This is a genomic window from Acinetobacter schindleri (genome assembly GCF_010918895.1).
GTDB lineage: Bacteria > Pseudomonadota > Gammaproteobacteria > Pseudomonadales > Moraxellaceae > Acinetobacter > Acinetobacter schindleri.
The window spans coordinates 3,043,546-3,061,775 of record NZ_CP044483.1 but is presented as its reverse complement, the minus strand read 5'-3'; the positions used below and the strand labels follow the sequence as shown (position 1 = coordinate 3,061,775).

Annotated in this window: 19 protein-coding genes; 2 read left to right on the top strand and 17 right to left on the bottom strand. The window is 45.1% G+C overall.

What is annotated here, in order from left to right:
* From lspA to ribF, 3 genes are all read right to left on the bottom strand, one after another.
* A complete protein-coding gene (lspA, locus tag FSC11_RS14570) occupies positions 1-531 on the bottom strand; it encodes a signal peptidase II (RefSeq protein ID WP_163167661.1) in 531 nt (176 codons plus the stop codon).
* On the bottom strand, positions 524-3,370 hold the full coding sequence (gene ileS, locus FSC11_RS14565; RefSeq protein WP_163167659.1) for an isoleucine--tRNA ligase: 2,847 nt from the start codon (positions 3,368-3,370) through the stop codon (positions 524-526). The genes lspA and ileS overlap by 8 nt, the downstream gene beginning before the upstream one ends.
* Positions 3,371-3,434: 64 nt before the next feature.
* Positions 3,435-4,436: a bifunctional riboflavin kinase/FAD synthetase gene (gene ribF, locus FSC11_RS14560; RefSeq protein WP_048882118.1), complete on the bottom strand. Its 1,002-nt coding sequence runs from the start codon at positions 4,434-4,436 to the stop codon at positions 3,435-3,437.
* A gap of 331 nt (positions 4,437-4,767) precedes the next feature.
* Here ribF and FSC11_RS14555 point away from each other — a divergent pair, with 331 nt between their 5' ends.
* Positions 4,768-5,331: a 5'-methylthioadenosine/S-adenosylhomocysteine nucleosidase family protein gene (locus FSC11_RS14555; protein WP_004890952.1), complete on the top strand. Its 564-nt coding sequence runs from the start codon at positions 4,768-4,770 to the stop codon at positions 5,329-5,331.
* Positions 5,332-5,391: 60 nt separating this feature from the next.
* Here FSC11_RS14555 and FSC11_RS14550 read toward each other — a convergent pair whose 3' ends face one another.
* From FSC11_RS14550 to ubiG, 14 genes are all read right to left on the bottom strand, one after another.
* Positions 5,392-6,027: a TetR family transcriptional regulator C-terminal domain-containing protein gene (locus FSC11_RS14550; RefSeq protein WP_171058634.1), complete on the bottom strand. Its 636-nt coding sequence runs from the start codon at positions 6,025-6,027 to the stop codon at positions 5,392-5,394.
* A 333-nt stretch (positions 6,028-6,360) separates the two neighbouring features.
* The gene (locus FSC11_RS14545; protein ID WP_111810717.1) at positions 6,361-7,167 is read right to left on the bottom strand and encodes an ABC transporter ATP-binding protein; all 807 of its coding nucleotides are present in this window, start codon (positions 7,165-7,167) and stop codon (positions 6,361-6,363) included.
* A gap of 24 nt (positions 7,168-7,191) precedes the next feature.
* Positions 7,192-8,007, bottom strand: coding sequence for an aliphatic sulfonate ABC transporter permease SsuC (ssuC, locus tag FSC11_RS14540; protein ID WP_111810716.1), 816 nt, complete (start codon positions 8,005-8,007; stop codon positions 7,192-7,194).
* Positions 8,007-9,182, bottom strand: a complete 1,176-nt coding sequence (gene ssuD, locus FSC11_RS14535) for an FMNH2-dependent alkanesulfonate monooxygenase (RefSeq protein ID WP_163167657.1) — start codon at positions 9,180-9,182, stop codon at positions 8,007-8,009. Before ssuD ends, ssuC begins: the two co-directional genes overlap by 1 nt.
* Before the next feature lie 16 nt (positions 9,183-9,198).
* A complete protein-coding gene (locus tag FSC11_RS14530; protein WP_111810714.1) occupies positions 9,199-10,191 on the bottom strand; it encodes a sulfonate ABC transporter substrate-binding protein in 993 nt (330 codons plus the stop codon).
* A 29-nt stretch (positions 10,192-10,220) separates the two neighbouring features.
* Complete coding sequence (locus FSC11_RS14525) at positions 10,221-11,180, bottom strand: sulfonate ABC transporter substrate-binding protein (RefSeq protein WP_076752833.1); 960 nt, start codon at positions 11,178-11,180, stop codon at positions 10,221-10,223.
* A gap of 336 nt (positions 11,181-11,516) precedes the next feature.
* Positions 11,517-12,866, bottom strand: coding sequence for an amino-acid N-acetyltransferase (gene argA, locus FSC11_RS14520; protein WP_163167655.1), 1,350 nt, complete (start codon positions 12,864-12,866; stop codon positions 11,517-11,519).
* Between the two features lie 134 nt (positions 12,867-13,000).
* Entirely contained in the window at positions 13,001-13,387 is a 387-nt protein-coding gene (locus FSC11_RS14515) for an RcnB family protein (protein ID WP_163167654.1), read from the bottom strand.
* Positions 13,388-13,606: 219 nt separating this feature from the next.
* Positions 13,607-13,990, bottom strand: a complete 384-nt coding sequence (locus FSC11_RS14510) for an RcnB family protein (RefSeq protein ID WP_163167652.1) — start codon at positions 13,988-13,990, stop codon at positions 13,607-13,609.
* A gap of 283 nt (positions 13,991-14,273) precedes the next feature.
* The gene (locus FSC11_RS16155) at positions 14,274-14,429 is read right to left on the bottom strand and encodes a hypothetical protein (protein ID WP_004813915.1); all 156 of its coding nucleotides are present in this window, start codon (positions 14,427-14,429) and stop codon (positions 14,274-14,276) included.
* A gap of 184 nt (positions 14,430-14,613) precedes the next feature.
* Complete coding sequence (locus FSC11_RS14505; protein ID WP_004813913.1) at positions 14,614-15,033, bottom strand: hypothetical protein; 420 nt, start codon at positions 15,031-15,033, stop codon at positions 14,614-14,616.
* Between the two features lie 168 nt (positions 15,034-15,201).
* Positions 15,202-15,948: a YciK family oxidoreductase gene (locus FSC11_RS14500; RefSeq protein ID WP_163167650.1), complete on the bottom strand. Its 747-nt coding sequence runs from the start codon at positions 15,946-15,948 to the stop codon at positions 15,202-15,204.
* Between the two features lie 63 nt (positions 15,949-16,011).
* Complete coding sequence (locus FSC11_RS14495; RefSeq protein WP_004813910.1) at positions 16,012-16,695, bottom strand: HAD family hydrolase; 684 nt, start codon at positions 16,693-16,695, stop codon at positions 16,012-16,014.
* The gene (gene ubiG, locus FSC11_RS14490) at positions 16,692-17,420 is read right to left on the bottom strand and encodes a bifunctional 2-polyprenyl-6-hydroxyphenol methylase/3-demethylubiquinol 3-O-methyltransferase UbiG (protein ID WP_163167648.1); all 729 of its coding nucleotides are present in this window, start codon (positions 17,418-17,420) and stop codon (positions 16,692-16,694) included. Before ubiG ends, FSC11_RS14495 begins: the two co-directional genes overlap by 4 nt.
* 181 nt (positions 17,421-17,601) lie before the next feature.
* On the opposite strand from ubiG, the gene FSC11_RS14485 reads away from it, so the two are divergent.
* Positions 17,602-18,216, top strand: coding sequence for a thiol:disulfide interchange protein DsbA/DsbL (locus FSC11_RS14485; protein WP_004813905.1), 615 nt, complete (start codon positions 17,602-17,604; stop codon positions 18,214-18,216).
* Positions 18,217-18,230: the final 14 nt, after the last annotated feature.

The window sequence follows — 18,230 nt, the reverse complement described above, 5'->3', positions numbered from 1 at the left end:
TTATTTCGCCTGCTGTTGGTTGCGTTTTCCTTCTAAGAAGAAGGTGTCAATCAGCATTAAAATAGTACCTAACGTAATGGCACTGTCTGCAAGGTTAAAGGCAGGGAAGTGGCTATTCTGATAATAGACATGAATAAAATCGACTACATAGCCGAGAGAAACACGGTCAATCAGGTTGCCGATGGCACCGCCCAGAATCAGGGCAACGGCCAAAGGTAAAACTTTCATGTTCTTTGGCATACGCATCAGCCAGAACACGAAAATCACAGACACTACTCCTGCCAGCGAAGTAAAGAAATAACGTTGCCATCCACCGGCATCGGACAGAAAACTAAAGGCTGCGCCATAGTTATGCAGTAATGTCCAATTTAAAAAGGGCAGGACGGGTACTGGATCTGCGTAATTGAGACTAGTGGTCGCAATCCATTTGGTACATTGATCCAGAATAATTGAAACAATAGTCAGACCTAACCACCACAAGTTGTGAGGATAGAACTGGAATAAGCCCTTTTTTTCTTGTGGATTAGGCATATTTTCTCTCTTCGCCTTGGCCTGTCGGCAGGTTGATGATACAGCGGCCACACAAGCCTGGGTGTGAGGCATGTGTGTTTACATCAGGAAGTACATGCCAGCAGCGTACACATTTCTCACCGTCTGCGGCAGAAACTTTCACATTCAGACCTTCCAGATCAGATGCTTCACCTTGGGCAGCCTCAAAGTCATTCACGATCACTTGAGAGGTAATCAGTACAAAACGCAGTTCATCACCCAGTTTGTCCAATACCGCTTTCAGCTCGTTCGACGCCCAAAGTTCAACTTTGGCAGACAGGTTCGAACCCACTGTTTTTTCAGTACGCGCCACTTCAATAAACTTGTTCACTGCAGATTTTACCGAAATCAGCGTTTGCCATTCAGCTTCAGTCACCAAGTTCGCAGTAGATGCAGCTGGAATATCATACCATTCAGCAGTGAACACATATTTCTCTGACTGCTCAGGAATCAATGGCCAAGCTTCTTGTGCAGTAAAGCTCAAGATCGGTGCCATCCAGCGTACGAATGCCTGTACCAGATGATACAGTGCAGTCTGTGCAGAGTGACGTGCTTGAGAATCGGCTTTGGTGGTGTATTGACGGTCTTTGATGATGTCGAGGTAGAAACCACCCAGGTCATTGATACAGAAGTTGGTCAAGGCATTGGTTACGATATGGAAGTTCATATCTTCATAAGCTTGCTGAACGGTTTTCTGTACTTCAGCCGCACGTTGCAGGATGTATTGATCAAGCGCGATCAATTGATCTACAGGAAGCGCATCAGTTGATGGTTTGAAACCATTTAAGTTGGCAAGCAAGAAACGCAGTGTGTTACGGATACGACGGTAACCATCTGATGCACGGCTAAAGATTTCTTTACCTGCAGTCATTTCATAGCGGTAGTCCGCCGATGCGATCCAGAAACGTAAACCGTCTGCCCCCATATCTTTAATGATGTCTTGTGGGGTAATAATGTTACCCAACGATTTCGACATCTTGCGGCCTTTCTCATCCACCACGAAGCCGTGCGTCAGCAAGCCTTTATATGGTGCCCGTTCGTTGATGGCAATCGAGGTTAACAACGAAGACTGGAACCAGCCACGGTGTTGGTCTGAACCTTCAAGGTAAAGATCCGCAGGATCTTGCAGTTCTTCACGTTCACGTAATACAGCGTAGTGCGTCGTACCCGAGTCGAACCATACGTCCAGGGTATCGCGTACCGCATTGTATTGTTCAGCATCATCACCGATGAACTCGCGTGCATCACGGTTGTACCAACCATCAATACCTTCCTGTTCGATCAGTTTAGCGACTTCTTCGATCAGTTCAGGCGTACGAGGATGTAGCTCATTGGTATCTTTATGTACGAAGAACGGAATTGGCACACCCCAAGTCCGTTGACGAGAGATACACCAGTCTGGACGGCCTTCAATCATCGCCTGGATACGGTTTTTACCCCAGTCCGGCACAAAGCTGATCTCGTTTTCGATCGCATTCAATGCGCCTTGACGTAAGCCTTTGGCATCCATGCTAATAAACCATTGTGGTGTCGCACGGAAAATAATTGGGGTTTTATGACGCCAGCAGTGCGGGTAGCTATGTTTGATTGGCTGATGTGCCCAAAGCTTGTTGGCCTCTGCTAATGCAGCAATAATTTGCGGATTGGCTTTGTAGATATGCTCGCCAGCAAACAGCGGAGACGTTGGTAAATACACACCGTTACCGCCGACTGGATTTTCTACTTTCAGGTTGTACAGCAAGCCAACTTTATAGTCGTCCACACCATGGCCAGGCGCCGTATGTACTGCACCGGTACCACTGGTGGCAATCACGTGTTCGCCCAAGATTACAGGCACTTGACGATCGTTAATCAGTGGATGTTGCAGAATCAGGTGCTCAAGTTTGCTACCGGCAAAATCAGCAATGACTTCAACAGTGGTAAAACCGTAGCGTTCAGTTGCAGATTCCACTAGATCTTTCGCCAGGATAAAGTTTTGCGCCGCTTTTTCTTCGCCACGCGCTTTCACCAGTTGATATTCAATTTCAGCATGCAGGGCAACGGCTTGGTTCGCAGGAAGCGTCCAAGGCGTTGTGGTCCAGATCACGATATCAGTACGGTCAGCGACTTCTACACCTAAACGTGCAGACAGGTCAGCCAGATCGACTACAGTGAAACCGACGTCAATCGCGTCTGATTTTTTATCTTCATATTCAACTTCTGCTTCAGCCAGAGATGAACCACAGTCCAGACACCAGTTGACCGGTTTCAGACCTGGTTCGATATGACCAGCTTTTGCGATTGCACCCAGTGAGCGAACAATATCCGCTTCTTGTTTGAAGTTCATGGTCAGGTACGGATTGTCCCAATCACCGAACACACCCATACGTACAAAATCTTTCTTTTGTAATTCAACTTGGGTGTAGGCATATTCACGGCAAGCTTTACGGAAGGTAGACGCATCGACTTTCACGCCGACTTTACCGACTTTTTCTTCAACTTTAAGCTCAATTGGAAGACCGTGACAGTCCCAGCCCGGTACATATGGGGCATCAAAGCCATCCATGACACGGCTTTTAATAATGATGTCTTTTAAAACTTTATTGACTGCATGGCCCAAGTGGATTTGGCCGTTTGCGTACGGAGGGCCGTCATGAAGTACATATTTTTTCTTGCCAATACGCGACTCACGAATCTGCTGATAAATGTTGTCGGCATACCACTCTTCTAACCATTTCGCTTCACGTACTGCCAGATTTGCCTTCATTGCAAAGTCAGTACCTGGGAGGTTTAGCGTGGCTTTGTAATCCACTGCATTTTCAGGAGTTTGCTTATCGCTCATGCAAGTTGTCTTCCAATTCAATCTGTCATTTGACAGACACGTTTTACAATAAAAATATGGGGGATTAAAAGGGAAATGTGGGGTGATTTCGACGAAACTCAAGTAGTTTCTCGACATCGTCATCAATTCCGGCTTTTAGGGCTTCAAGCGAAGGATAATTCTTTTCGCCATGCAAATAGTTTAAGAATGTCACCCGCATCAACAGGCCATACAGATTAGCAGAAACATCAGGGAAATGTACTTCTAATCGCCATTCTGGTTGTTCCTGCTGAATGGCCGGGCGGGTCCCGACATGTCCGGCGCCAAACAGACCGGTGGGGTCATAGCCAGCAATGCCTGTTTTGCTTGCATCACCAGCTCTAGCTTTATCTTTTAAAGATTCGGTTTCACACACCACTTCCACGCCATAAATACCCTGCAAACACGGTCTATGGCGGTTTAAGCGCACATTAATGGTCGGAAAATCAATGGTGCGGCCGATCTGGTCGCCATATTGTACCCGCCCGGTAATGCTATAAGGGCGCCCCAGGAGTTTGGCAGCCAGGGCAAGATCGCCTGCTTGTAGTGTCTGACGGATACGGGTCGAACTGACACGTTCGCCGTCGAGTTGTACGGTATCCAGATTGGTGACCTGAAAACCATAGTTACGCAGGAATTCGCTATTGCCCTGACGGTGTTTACCGAAGTGGAAATCATCACCCAGCACGAGATGCTCGGCATTCAGTTTATCTTTTAGAATATCGGCAAACTGTTCTGCATTCAGACTACGGAAACTTTCATCAAATTTCGCCACCGCAATATAGTCCACACCCAGTTCAGTCAGGTATTCCACCTTTTCACGTAAAGATGATATACGGGGTGGGGCCTCATAGCCTTTGAAATATTCCAGTGGCTGTGGTTCAAAGATCATTACCACGCTTTTCAGCTGTTGCTGTTCCGCCACGGCTTTCAGCTGTTTGATCATGACCTGATGACCTAAATGCACACCGTCAAAATTACCAATGGTAACCACCGTTTTAGGTAACTCTGTGCGAGACGATAAGGCATTTAGACGGAGCAGCTTCATGGGCGAATCAGGTGCTTGGAAATTCGAAGAGGCTATATATTGCCATAATCTTTACGTTTCGTCTTGTTGTTGTGTTTTTATGCAATATCTTTTATTTAAAAATCTTTAGCCCAGAACTTAATCGGCTGAATAAAATAAAAATTAATCAATATTTCCTGCTTCCTTAGCGCTCTAATAATCAGAGCTAGCTTTACTTTTCTGGCAGTTTAAACAGGTTTATAGCAGACAGGGCAGAGACCATTTTCTGCTGAGCAGAAATCGATTTTTATTTGCAGTGCTTACCTGTTTATCTTTTAATAGTCCAGTATTTTAAAATTGATATGGAAACCCAATGTCTGAACATGCACTGATTATGGCTTTGCCCAATGAATCCAAAGGCTTATTTGAAGCACAAGGTATTGATGTGCATTATAGCGGTATTGGCAAAGTCAACGCAGCCTTTAAAGCCTTTGAAGTGATTCAGAACACAGGCTGTAAGACTTTATTGAACCTGGGTACGGCAGGCAGTTCGCATTTTGATGCGCATGCCCTGGTCGAAGTCAGCCATTTTGTGCAGCGCGATATGGATGTTTCACCACTCGGTTTTGACGTCGGCTTAACCCCGATGGATCAGCATTTCCCGGGAGCAATCGAGCTTGAGCCTTTCTTTGATCATTTGCCCAAAGGTATTTGCGGAACCGGAGATAGCTTCGAAACAGGACAACCGAAAGTGCCCTGCCAACTGGTCGACATGGAAGGCTATGCACTGGCCAAGGTATGCAAGAAACTTGGCGTACGCCTGATTTCTGTAAAATACATTACCGATGGTGCCAATGACACAGCGCATCTCGACTGGGAGGAAAACTTATTGTTAGGCGCGCAAAAACTGTTATTTTTATATCAGATGTTAAAATAAGAATAAGGTCAAAGACCGGATCGGCGACCATAATGACTATGGTCGTATGCCAAGCAAAACTTATGCGTTTTGTTCAGGACGTGGTAGTACACCGTAAAGCATCATATGTACAGTGTGCTGAATCACACGCTGCTGCATGCTACGGTTACGCAGCGTTTTGCCGGTCACCATTTCCATCTGTATAGCAAAGTCGGCATAGTTCTGTGTCACTGCCCAGATATTCAGGATCAGCAGTTCAGGATCAATATCTTTAGAAATCTTGCCCTGTTCCTGCCAGTTACTGATCACCTTGGCTTTACGTTTCACCAGTTTTTTCAGTGGACCTTTCAGGATTTCCAGAATATGTGGTGCCCCCTGGATCACTTCCAAGGCGAACAGGCGAGATGCTTTCGGTTGAGTGCGTGATACTTCAATTTTCTGCATCAGATAATTGGTGATCGCTTCTTCCGGTTCTAGCTCGGCTTCAAGCATTTGCAGCGGTGCAAGCCACTTTTGCAGTACGGTGGTTAACACTTCTACATAGAGAGCTTCTTTATTTTCATAGTAATAGAAAATATTAGATTTATGCATTTCTGCAATTTGTGCAATTTCGTCCAGACTTGCCCCACTAAAACCATATAGGGAAAAAACGTCTAGAGCGGCACTGAGCAGCTGGTTGCGCTTTTGAGTACTCTTTTTTTGTTCCATCAGCAATATAAAAACAATTAAAAAAGGGAATATTGAATTGTACGGCAAATCATCAGATTTGTGCACAAAGTAGAAGTCTAATTTTTTGAATAATGATGATTTATTCTGTAGATCAACTATGTAACCCTTACAAAACTAGCGAATCCCAGTATAAAAATCAAGCTTTTGAAAATGTTTAAATTATTTTGAAGCCTTTTGTTATTGAGAAATCAGTTTAATTAATGTCAGATTCATGACATTTTATTTTTAAGATGGACTGTAATTTTAATTTTGATGAAATTCTAAGAATTATCTATCCTTCAAAGTGAAAACCCGGATTCTAGAGCCGGGTTTTATTTCTTTTTAGGTTGCCAGTACGGCATTCAGAACTCGCTGTTCCAGTTCAGCAAACTGGGTTCCTTTCTGACGTGGACGTGGCAAGTTGACACGGAACTCTTTGGCAATATGACCTTTGTCCAGCAGGATGATGCGATCTGCTAACTGTACGGCTTCACTGACATCATGAGTCACCAGGATCGCAGTAAAGCCCTGTTCAGTCCATAACTTCTCGATCAGGTTCTGCATGTCAAGGCGGGTCAAGGCATCTAGGGCACCTAATGGTTCATCCAAGAGCAGGATACGTGGTTTATGGGATAAAGCACGTGCCAAGGCTGTACGTTGACGCTGACCACCCGACAGTTGCGATGGCCATAGCCCTGCTTTTTCCTTTAAGCCGACTTTCTCCAGCATGCTTGATGCATTGGCATGCTGATCTTTCGGCAAGCCTAATTGCACATTCTGTTCAATGCTCCGCCATGGCAACAAACGCGGATCCTGGAACATCACCCGGATATCGTCCGCAGTAATACCTTCACGAATATGACGTGCTGACTTGAACTTGATTTCGCCGTAGCTCTGTTTTTCCAGATCGGCAATCAGACGCAGCAGGGTACTTTTACCACAACCACTACGACCGACAATTGCCAGGAATTCGCCCGGCTGAATATGCAGATCCAGATCTTCCAGAACCTTGACCGAGCCATAGAACTTATGCAGCTGTTCAATAATAATTTCGGCACCGATGACTGCATGGGGATCAATATCTGCCGCAGCATAGTCTTGTGGTGCAGTTTGGTCATTGGCGAGACGCCCTAAGCTGAGATCAGTCATCATATGCTCCTCAATATTATTCATTTATTTTTGATAGCCAGCATGCCAGCGCAGCAGGAAACGTTCCAAGGCAACCGCCAGAACATCCGCCAGTTTGCCAAGTAGGGCATACAGTAAAATACCGACCAGTACCACATCGGTTTGCAGGAATTCACGTGCATTCATGGTCATATAACCAATCCCGGACTGTGCAGAAATGGTTTCAGCCACAATCAGCAGTACCCACACTAAACCTAACGAGAAACGTAAACCCACCAGAATCGAAGGCATTGCGCCCGGTAAAATAATTTCTTTATACAGTTGCCAACGGGTGAGCCCATAGCTTTTACCCATTTCGATCAGCTGCGGATCGACTGAGCGAATACCATGATAGGTATTGATATAGATCGGGAAGAACACGCCGATAGCGACCAGAAACAGCTTGGCTGATTCATCGATACCGAACCACAAAATCACCAGTGGAATTAAGGCCAGGGCAGGGATGTTCCGGATCATCTGTAAAGTGGTATCGAGCAGGGTAGAGGCAGCCTTGGATGAACCATTGAGTAAACCTAGAAGCAGCCCCAAACCACCACCCACCAGTAAACCACTCAGGGCACGGCCAGCACTGACTTTTACATGGGTCCAGAGTTCGCCACTCATCAGCAGAGCCCAGAATGCGGCGATGACTGCACTCGGTGCAGGTAAAATTCGGCTTTCCAGCAGGCCGGTACTAGACGCGATCTGCCAGATCAAAATTAATCCAATGGGAACTAACCAGGGCAGCAAACGCTGCCTGAATTGTGTTCCACGTGAAACCTTCTTTTCTGCGATGGTTTCAACAGAAACGACTTTTAACATTAAGCTGGCTCCTGAACACTCGCAGCTTTCTTGTTCTCATCTGGTGTGTAGTTATTCGCCACAATTTCACCGAATGGACCTGTCAGGTTTGGCTGAGTCAATTTTTTCTGGGTTTCAAGTGGTAAAAGTGGGAATACCAGTTCAGCAAAACGGATCGACTCTTCCAGATGTGGGTAGCCTGAGAAGATAAAGGTATCGATACCCAAATCAGCATATTCCTGAATACGTGCTGCGACAGTTTCAGGGTCACCTACCAGTGCTGTACCTGCGCCACCACGTACCAGACCGACACCTGCCCAAAGGTTTGGAGAGACTTCAAGTTTGCTACGGTCGCCGTTGTGCAGTTCAGCCATACGACGCTGACCGACTGAATCCATTTGCTTGAATTTTGCCTGCGCTGCTGCAATGGTTGCATCATCTACATACTGGATCAGCTCTTCTGCGGCCTTCCATGCTTCTTCATTGGTTTCATGAACAATCACATGTAAACGGATACCATAACTAAGCTTACGGCCTTTCGCTTCAGCTTTGGCACGGACATTTTCAATCTTTTCTTTGACTGCTGCAGGTGGTTCACCCCAAGTCAGGTAAGTGTCAACCTGATCTGTTGCAAGTTCAATCGCAGCATCTGAAGAACCGCCGAACCACAGTGGAGGATGGGGCTCTTGAACGGGTGGATAGAGCAATTTTGCATCGTCTACACTTAAGCGTTCACCGTGGAAAGTGAAGCTTTCACCCGTGTGAGAGCGTTTCAGGATTTCACGCCAGATCGTCGTGTATTCAGTTGCAGTCTTGTAGCGGGTTTCGTGATCTTCATACACGCCGTCGCCTTTTAGTTCCTGCTCATCACCACCAGTGACCAAATTTAGCAAGACACGGCCACCAGATAAACGGTCAAAGGTTGCTGCCATACGTGCAGCCAGTGCAGGAGTCGTTACACCCGGACGTAGCGCAACCAGGAATTTCAATTTCTTGGTCGCGTCAATCAGGCTGGCTGCGGTTAACCATGGATCTTCACATGAACGGCCTGTTGGAATCAGTACACCTTCATAGCCCAGGTTATCGACCGCAACTGCAATCTGTTTCATATAGGCATGATCGACCTGGCGTGCACCTTTGCTGGTACCTAAGTAGCGGCTGTCACCATGTGTCGGAATAAACCAGAAAATTTTCATGTCTTTGATCCTTGAATTATTTGCCTGCCCAAACGGCTTGCTGAATATTGATAGATTTTGGAATGATCTTGAGTTCGCTAAAACGGTTCGCGAGTTCTTGCTGGTCGGCAATCACTTTCTTGGTGAGCGGTGCAGCACCAGATGGATTAGGACGACGCTGGATAAAGGTCTGGCTGACAATTGGTTTTAAGCCAGTACTTTGCGCAAAGATTTTTGCAGTTTCAGTTTTATGACGCTGTACCCATTTATCTGCAACATTGACCTGTTTGATAATTCCTTTTAATGCTTGCGGGTGTTTTTTAATTAAACTTTCTGAAGCCAGATAGAAGGTATAATTGGGACTTAAGCCTTTCCCTGAAGATAAGACTCTGGCTTTATCTTCTACTTGCGCTGCAGCATAGTACGGGTCCCAAATCGCCCAGGCATCAATCGCACCTTTCTGGAAAGCTGCGCGTGCATCCGCAGGGCTTAACCAGATTGGCTGGATATCGGTCCATTGCAAACCTGCCTTACGTACTGCCTGGACCAGTAAATAATGCGAGCTGGAACCGCGATGAACGCCGACACGCTTACCTTTTAACTGGCTCAGTTTGGTAATTTTGGAATTGTGTTGTACCAGAATGGCAGAAGAGAGCGGTTTTGCAGTTTCATAAGCAAAATAATGCAATGGCTTATTACCAGCTTGAGCATAGACAGGAGGAGTGTCTCCAGTCGCACCGATATCAATAGAACCTACAGCTAATGCTTCTAAGATTTGTGGTCCGCCTGGAAATTCGTTCCAGCTGATTTTTGCATTTGGAAATTCCTGTTCAAGCAGCTTTTGCTGTTGTGCAATGACCAGGTTTACCGAAGCTTTTTGGTAGCCTACACGAAGCTGTTTCACTGACGGATCAACTGCCCAAGCGGCACTTGAACCCAACATCGCACAAGCAACTAATGCGGCATTCATAGCATGACTGGAGGTCTTGAACCATGTGATTGCTTTGTTGTGTCGCTGATGTTGAGTCATTATTAGATCCCCTGATATTTTCCTATGATTTATTTGGTTAAAATTGCTGATTGAATATTCAGTTTTGCTGGAATCAGTTGCTGGCCATAGAAGGCATCAGCGACCTGCTGCTGTTTTTGCGCCACCTCTGGTGTGAGCGGTTTTACCCCAAAGCCCATACGTGAAATTGAGGTTTTCAATACGTCAAATGCCAAGCCTGTTGGTTTTTCTAGAAGTTTCGCTGCCTCATCTTGATGGCTAGATACCCATTCAGTAGTCAGGTTCAGCTCATTCACTACCGCATCAATGATCTGTGGATTCGCTTCAGCGAACTTACGATCAGCCAGATAGAACTGATGATTGCTCACGATATTCTCACCAGTTGCAATCACACGTGCACCAATCTGATGTTCTGCTGCCGCAAAGAACGGATCCCAGATCACCCAGGCATCAACCGCTCCACGCTCAAAAGCGGCACGTGCATCAGAAGGTGGCAGGTACACCACTTCAATATCGCTGAGTTTCAGATTATTGGCTTCAAGGACTTTTAATAGTAAATAATGAACATTTGAGCCTTTGTTGAGTGCAACACGTTTGCCTTTCAGGTCCTGGACGGACTGAATATTTGAGTCTTTTTGTACAATCAGAGCTTCAGCCTTAGGTGCTTCAGGTTGGTTTGCGACATACACCAGATTTGAGTTGGCTGCCTGAGCAAAGATTGGCGGTGCTTCACCGGCTTCACCAAAAGACACACTGCCTACATTCAGACCTTCAAGTAATTGTGGACCTGCCGGGAATTCCACCCATTTCACATTTACGCCTTGTTGTTTTAATACAGTTTCCAACGTGCCGCGTTCTTTCAAAATTGGAAGGACGCCATATTTTTGGAAACCGATATTCAGCGTTACACTTTCTTCTTTTTTAGAGCAGCCAGAGAGCAACATCACGCCAGCAATAGCAGTACTCAGGGCTACTGTTTTTGCAATGAATTTAACCGTAGATTGGCGCATGAATATAAGCTCCTGACAAAAAGCCAGTTAGATGGAATAGACAAGTTAGGCATACGCTAATCGTTTTTTATTTTCCAAAAAAATAACAATTCGGGAATTTCTAATGAGAAAAAAAGATAAATAAAAAAGCGCAAAACTTATGTAGAAAAGTGATTTGGAATCTTTATGGAATTTAATTTTTATATAATTTAAGTTATTGAAATATATACATAATTTTTTTAATAAAATATAAAGATATGGATATGAAAATCCATGCAAAGCTTTTTAAGTTAAATACTTAAGAAATCCACATATCTTTAGCAAAAAATAAGATATATAAACAAATAAAAAGTCACATTAAAGTGACTTTTTACAAACCAGGGAATTACGCTGATAGTTATATAGCGCCTGACGGGCATCGGGCAGATCATCGACAGAGGATTGTTCAAAGCCTTGTTCCAGGAACCAGTGTGCAGTGCGTGTGGTCAGAATAAACAGTTGCTGAATACCCATGCTCCGGGCTTTATCTTCCAGATAATTCAGAATCTGGCTGCCGCGGTTGGACTTGCGATAACTTGGATCGACAGCGACACAGGCAATTTCAGCAGAACGCAGCTCATTGCCTGTGGTTGGAATCGGATATAACGCGGCACAGGCCAGAATCATGCCGTCACGTTCAATGACCGCGAACTGTTCAATTTCGTTTTCCAGACGTTCGCGTGAGCGATACACCAGAATGCCTTCTTCTTCCAAAGGCCGTAGCAGGTTAATCAGGCCGCCAATATCCTGAATGGTAGCCATACGTACATCTTCATAATGGGCATCGGTAATCAGGGTGCCGGAACCATCTCGGGTGAACAGTTCTTCCAGCAGCGCGCCATCATGAGCATAGGAAATCAGATGCACACGGTTGACGCCATTCATCGAGGCTTCCTGTGCAGCGCGAAGTTGCAAGCTCAGTTCGGATGGCAGGTCTTGAGCATCCTGCATAATATAAGCATCCAGCTGACTTGGTTGTACTTCACGTTGCAATTGTCCATCTGTATTCAGCAGGCCATGCTGTTTACCCAGGAAAATCAGCTTGTCTGCCTTGATACGAATCGCAGTTTTGGTCGCAACTTCTTCAGCCAGCAGGTTGAACACTTCGCCAGTAGTGGAATAACCGGTTGGTCCAAGCACCACAATGTTATGGCTGTCAAGATGACGCTGAATCGCATTGGTGTCTACGGTACGGACTTCACCAGTTAACTGGAAATCAATACCGTCACGAATCCCGTAAGGCTTGGCAGTAACAAAATTACCGGATACGACATCAATACGGGCGCCATACATGGGTGAGTTGGCCAGTCCCATCGAGAGCAGGGCTTCAATCTGCAGGCGGATTGAACCCACGGCATTCATGACACAGCTCAACGATTCACGGGTTGTGATTCGGCGCTGACGATGAAAAGGCGTGCTGATCTGACTTGCTGCCAGATTCTGGTTGATCTGTGGACGCGCACCATGCACCAGAATCAGATGAATTCCGAGAGAATGCAGCAGGGCAATATCGTGAATAATATGCTGGAAATTGTCATGCAGCACCGCCTCGCCATCAAACATGATCACGAAGGTCTTGTTACGGTGCGCATTAATATAGGGCGCAGAATGGCGAAACCAATGCACATATTGCAAAGTTGTGCTTTGAGACGGTTCTGCTGGATTCATGCGCTGGCCTATATTAGAAAATAATACTTAATTGAATTTGATTCTAAAAAAAGCCGAGAATGAAGTACAGCAATAAAAAAAACACCTGAAGCGTGGGCTTCAGGTGCAATGGAGAAAAGATACAGAATTAAGATTTAGTTGAGGATACGGATAATCTTGTCATTACGCTCATTGACTAGCACATAATCACCATTGATTTTGTACCACTGCTGGTTTCTGCCTGCATTTGGCAGACGGCGTGCTTCATAACGACTTACTTCAAAACGGCGGTTGTCATACTGGTTAGGCAGCTTTTGACCAACACGCCAGTCACGGCTTGGATTTACCACGCGGTTGTTATAGCGTTTATCATTCCAGCGACGGTCATCACGGCGATCGTCCCATTTTTTCGCATCTCTATGATCCCAATGCGGTGCCGGTTTATGTGGCGCATAACGCGGATCATGTTGCGGTGCAGCCATTGCAGAAGTTGCAACTAAAGCACTCAAGGATAAAGCGATTGTTGTTAACACTTTTTTCATGGCATTCACCTGAATTCATCATTATCGTTTCGATGAGACTAAATTAGCGAATCAGTAGAGAGAAACCGTGAGGGTAATTTAGGCGAATTGTTAAATTTATGAAGAAAAAAAGAAGAATAAGAGGGAATTACAGTTTTTTTTAGTCAAGAACAGCATCCAATACCACCTGACTAAAATAAAAAAGACCCAAACAAGTTAGGTCTATGAAAATGTGAGGATTTAATGTCCAAGAATTCGAATGATACTGTTGTTGTCCGAATCCACCAAAATGTATTCATTATTGACTTTATACCATTGCTGTCTGCGGTCAGGTTTTGGCAACTTGTGGTCTTTATATTCAACTTTATAACCATTACCGCGATAATGCTGTGGCATCACATAGCCGGGTTGCCATTTCATTTGCTGTAAACGCTTTACACCACGCTCTTCACGCATACGGCGACGGTCTTCATGGTCATCATCTGCGCGATCACGGAATTTTTTAGACTGATCTTGACGTTGATCCATATGACGTTCATCATCAAAATGCGGCGCAGCATTGGCAACATTCGTCAGCATTAATGTACTGATAGACATTGTCAAAGCAACCAAAAGCTTTTTCATGGTGAACCCTCAATCAATTGTTCATTTTCTACAGTCTAATTTACGCAAAAATTGCAGAGAAACTGTGAAGATCAGGCATGTATTCTTTAAAGAATGCAGAGAGATTATGACTATGCCATGATTTCAGTAGTTTTTGAACACTTCATACAGGCTAAGCGCTTGAGAAGCTGTGAAATACTATCCTGAGGCTAATGTATGGTGAGGTCAAGAGAAACTCGGTTAATTAGGGCAATTTATCTCCTGTATTCCAGTCGAATAGTACCTCAATATTTGCAGGTCTGAACTAGTTCCATTGTTCAGTCAAACCCTGTAACGACTGGATTGCTTCAGCCACACATTCCGCTTCAGTGGCATCATCTAAAGCTTGAATCAAGCTAGCTGATAATTGCAGGCTTTCAATATGGCGAATAGTCTCGATTTTACGTTTTTGGTCAGCCATGCTGGATTCTCCTTTATCTGGTCATCATCTTGAATACAGGTATCATAGCGCTCAGGCTTTAATTTGAAAAACCGAATAAAATTATTATTAGTATGTAAAAAACCGATTTATAGCTGTTTTTAATAGGTTTCCCGAATAAAAAAAGAACACGCTTGGCGTGCTCTTATATCGGTTTAAACCTGGCTTAGTAAGCGTAGTTCAGATCGGTATAGTCAGTCAGGGACTTCTGGATATGTGCATTAATAAAGGCACGTACATCATCCGTGGTCATGGGCTTGCCTTGATTGCTAATTACATGTTCGATATCCGGCTGATTTTCAATTTTAATGCGATACACAAAATGTTTAGCCAGACGGTAGCCATCATCCAGTTTTTCAATACCTGTCACATAGTAATAGGCATGTTCAAAGTTCAGATCGGTATGGGAAAAGATAAACTGCTCGAATAGTTTTAGCTTGCTGCCATTTTCGAGTGCTTTGATGTCGTCCACAATACTGGCTTCAAACTTCACGCCGTATTTTTCAGAAACCGGCTGCTGATCAATCAGAAGTGACACCATGCCATCTTCCAAAGTGGTCACGGTGATGTTGTTTAGGTCAGTCATGTTGCACTCGAATCAAAATCTGTTAGCGATAGTATGGGTGAATTTTAGCGAAACTCAATGCGACCAGGGTGGAGTCAGATAAGATTTATGCATTATTTCATTCTAAAATAGCAATAAAAAAGGGAACCAAGGCTCCCTCATTTCAATCATTTTCACTTCAATCAGCAGTTAATCCTGCGCATCAATACTTTGACCATTCATATGCAGACTGTCATCACCCATCAGGTAAAGATAAGCCGGCATAATCGATTCCGGGGTTGGCAAGGTTAGTGGATCTTCATCTGGATAGGCTTTAGAACGCATCGCAGTCCGGGTTGCACCCGGATTAATGCAGTTAAAACGCACATGTGGATGTACATTTTCTTTGGCAAACAGCTGGCTTACCGCTTCAATGGCAACCTTGGAAACTGAATAAGCTCCCCAGCGTTCACGCACTTGGCGGCCTACACCTGAACTGGTAAAGACCACGGAAGCATGCTCAGATTTTTCGAGCAGAGGAAGCAGGGCCTGAGTCAGCACGAAGGGTGCACGCAGGTTGACAGCCATTACATCATCCCAGACGCCGGGGCTATAGTTTGCCAGTTCAGTACGTTCACCGAGAATGCCTGCATTATGCAGAATTCCGTCCAGACGACCAAACTGTTTACTCATTGTTTCGAACAGGAGCTCATAATCACGCTCAGAAGCACTGGAAAGCTGTAAAGGCAGAATTGCCGGGCGTGGCGCACCCAAACCTTCAATTTCATCATAGATGACTTCAAGCTTGTTCAGGGTACGACCATGCAGCACTACCGTCGCACCATGCAGGGCATAGCTGATCGCTGCTGCACGTCCAATGCCATCGCCGGCACCTGTGATCAGGATAATACGATCCTTTAACAGGTCTGAGCGAGGTTGATATTCTGAATACTTCATGAACGACCTCCTTATTTCTTGCTTATTGTTGTGAAGTTTAATGTTCTGACCGGAACCTGAGTTTTAGCCGAGTACTGGCTTTAAAACCAGATCCTGAATTCGTTGATGTAATTCTTCTACACTATGCACGATACAATCGGCCTGCCAAGCGTTTAAATTATCTTTATGTTCTAAAGGCAGATAACCATAGGCTGCCAGAATAGTATACATATTGGCTGCACGTCCAGCATCGATATCACGTGGATGATCGCCGACATAGATACAGTCTTTAGCCGCCAGGTCAATCTGTTTTGCTGCCAGATACATCGGCTCCGGATCCGGTTTGGTACGGCCCACATCTTCCGGGCAGACCAGTACCGAACAGCGCTCTGAGAGATTCAATGCCGCAAGCAGCGATTCACTTAACCAGCGTGGTTTATTGGTGACAATACCCCAAGGAATACTGCGTGCTTCCAATGCTTCCAGCAGTGGATACATGCCGTCAAACAGGTCAGTATCTACTGCAATATCGGCACCATACAGGTCTAAGAAACGCTGACGATGCGCCAGCAGGAGAGGATCTTCCAGCTCGAGTTCCGGATAGACCAGCTTGACCATGGCACGAGCACCTTCTGAAACCTGAGTGCGGATCAACTCTGGTGCTACTACTTCACGGCCTTCTTCGCGGCACATATCCTGAATAATGCGGACAAAGTCGGCAGCAGTGTCAATTAAGGTACCATCGAGGTCAAAGAGAACTGCTTTCATTCAGCAGCTCCATTCGCCTGTTCTTTTGCCGTATAGACCATATAGTTAACATCTACATTGGGCGCTAACCAGTACCGTTTGGTCAGCGGGTTATAGTGCAGACCCGTCATATCTTTTAGTTTCAGACCAGCGTTGCGGATGTCATCCGCTAGTTCAGATGGCTTGATAAATTTGCTGTAATCATGCGTACCACGTGCCAGCATACGCAGCACATATTCTGCACCAATAATGGCAAACAGATAGGACTTCGGATTACGGTTAATGGTCGAGAAGAACACATGACCCCCTGGTTTTACCAGCTTATGGCAAGCCTGAATGATCGATGCCGGATCTGGAACATGCTCCAGCATTTCCATGCAGGTCACCACATCGTATTGTCCTGCTTGTTCCTCGGCGAGTTGCTCAACAGGAACCTGACGGTATTGAATATTACTGACACCTTCCTGTTCCGCATGTAGACGTGCCACATTCAGTGGTGCTTCACCCATATCGATACCAAGCACATCAGCACCACGGCGTGCCATGCTTTCGGCCAGAATGCCACCGCCACAGCCTACATCCAGAACTTTTTTGCCGCTCAAGCCGCCAGCATGTTCGTCAATCCAGTTCAGACGTAGTGGATTAATCATGTGTAAAGGGCGGAACTCGGAATGCTGATCCCACCATATGGCTGCGAAAGCTTCAAATTTGGCAATTTCTTGTGGATCAACATTCAATTGCGACATCGGTGTCACCTCAATCAAGTCGTTATATTTTAAAAAAGTTCAATGTTGATTAGTGTAGCGCTTCCTGCAAAAAAAGCGATAAAAGCCTTAAAAAAGTTCACAGAATAAAAACGAAAGCCGCATATTTGATTTATAGTATCTGCATAAGCTAATCATAAAGATTTTGAGGATCATAATTCCAATGAAAAAATTTATTTTAGGCACTGTTGCTGCATCTGTTTTAGCATTTTCTGGCAGTGCGATGGCCAACTTTGTAGCAGGCCAAGACTATCAAGTGCTGGCTAAACCAGTCAAAGTTGAAAAGCCTGGGAAAATTGAAGTACGTGAATTCTTCTGGTATGGCTGTGGTCACTGCTACACACTTGAACCGCATATGCAGACCTGGTTGAAACAACTGCCTAAAGATATCCGTTTTGTCCGCACTCCAGCTGCGATGAACCCACTATGGGAACAGGCAGCACGTGCCTATTATGTGTCTGAAGCCTTGGGTGTTCGTCAAAAAGCGCACTTGCAATTGTTCCATGATATCCATGCGAAGCAAAAACCAATTTTAGAACAAGCACAACTTGCCAAGTTTTATACCCGTTATGGTATTTCAGAAGCGAAATTTAACAGTACGTATAAATCATTCCCGATTTCTTCAAAAATCGCCCAGGCGAAAAATCTGGCCGCATCTTATCAGTTAACGGGTGTGCCAGCCGTGACCGTGAATGGTAAGTATGTCGTTCAGGGTGATGATGCCAAAGTAATTCAGGTGGTAAATTTCTTGGTAGAAAAAGAGCGTAAGGCAAAATAATTTCTGCCTGATCT

Excerpts from the sequence above, each read along its gene's own strand:
- lspA (WP_163167661.1), bottom strand. The coding sequence starts at position 531 with ATGCCTAATCCACAAGAAAAAAAGGGCTTATTCCAGTTCTATCCTCAC.
- ileS (WP_163167659.1), bottom strand. The coding sequence starts at position 3,370 with ATGAGCGATAAGCAAACTCCTGAAAATGCAGTGGATTACAAAGCCACG.
- ribF (WP_048882118.1), bottom strand. The coding sequence starts at position 4,436 with ATGAAGCTGCTCCGTCTAAATGCCTTATCGTCTCGCACAGAGTTACCT.
- FSC11_RS14555 (WP_004890952.1), top strand. The coding sequence starts at position 4,768 with ATGTCTGAACATGCACTGATTATGGCTTTGCCCAATGAATCCAAAGGC.
- FSC11_RS14545 (WP_111810717.1), bottom strand. The coding sequence starts at position 7,167 with ATGACTGATCTCAGCTTAGGGCGTCTCGCCAATGACCAAACTGCACCA.
- ssuC (WP_111810716.1), bottom strand. The coding sequence starts at position 8,007 with ATGTTAAAAGTCGTTTCTGTTGAAACCATCGCAGAAAAGAAGGTTTCA.
- ssuD (WP_163167657.1), bottom strand. The coding sequence starts at position 9,182 with ATGAAAATTTTCTGGTTTATTCCGACACATGGTGACAGCCGCTACTTA.
- FSC11_RS14530 (WP_111810714.1), bottom strand. The coding sequence starts at position 10,191 with ATGACTCAACATCAGCGACACAACAAAGCAATCACATGGTTCAAGACC.
- FSC11_RS14525 (WP_076752833.1), bottom strand. The coding sequence starts at position 11,180 with ATGCGCCAATCTACGGTTAAATTCATTGCAAAAACAGTAGCCCTGAGT.
- argA (WP_163167655.1), bottom strand. The coding sequence starts at position 12,866 with ATGAATCCAGCAGAACCGTCTCAAAGCACAACTTTGCAATATGTGCAT.
- FSC11_RS14515 (WP_163167654.1), bottom strand. The coding sequence starts at position 13,387 with ATGAAAAAAGTGTTAACAACAATCGCTTTATCCTTGAGTGCTTTAGTT.
- FSC11_RS14510 (WP_163167652.1), bottom strand. The coding sequence starts at position 13,990 with ATGAAAAAGCTTTTGGTTGCTTTGACAATGTCTATCAGTACATTAATG.
- FSC11_RS16155 (WP_004813915.1), bottom strand. The coding sequence starts at position 14,429 with ATGGCTGACCAAAAACGTAAAATCGAGACTATTCGCCATATTGAAAGC.
- FSC11_RS14505 (WP_004813913.1), bottom strand. The coding sequence starts at position 15,033 with ATGACTGACCTAAACAACATCACCGTGACCACTTTGGAAGATGGCATG.
- FSC11_RS14500 (WP_163167650.1), bottom strand. The coding sequence starts at position 15,948 with ATGAAGTATTCAGAATATCAACCTCGCTCAGACCTGTTAAAGGATCGT.
- FSC11_RS14495 (WP_004813910.1), bottom strand. The coding sequence starts at position 16,695 with ATGAAAGCAGTTCTCTTTGACCTCGATGGTACCTTAATTGACACTGCT.
- ubiG (WP_163167648.1), bottom strand. The coding sequence starts at position 17,420 with ATGTCGCAATTGAATGTTGATCCACAAGAAATTGCCAAATTTGAAGCT.
- FSC11_RS14485 (WP_004813905.1), top strand. The coding sequence starts at position 17,602 with ATGAAAAAATTTATTTTAGGCACTGTTGCTGCATCTGTTTTAGCATTT.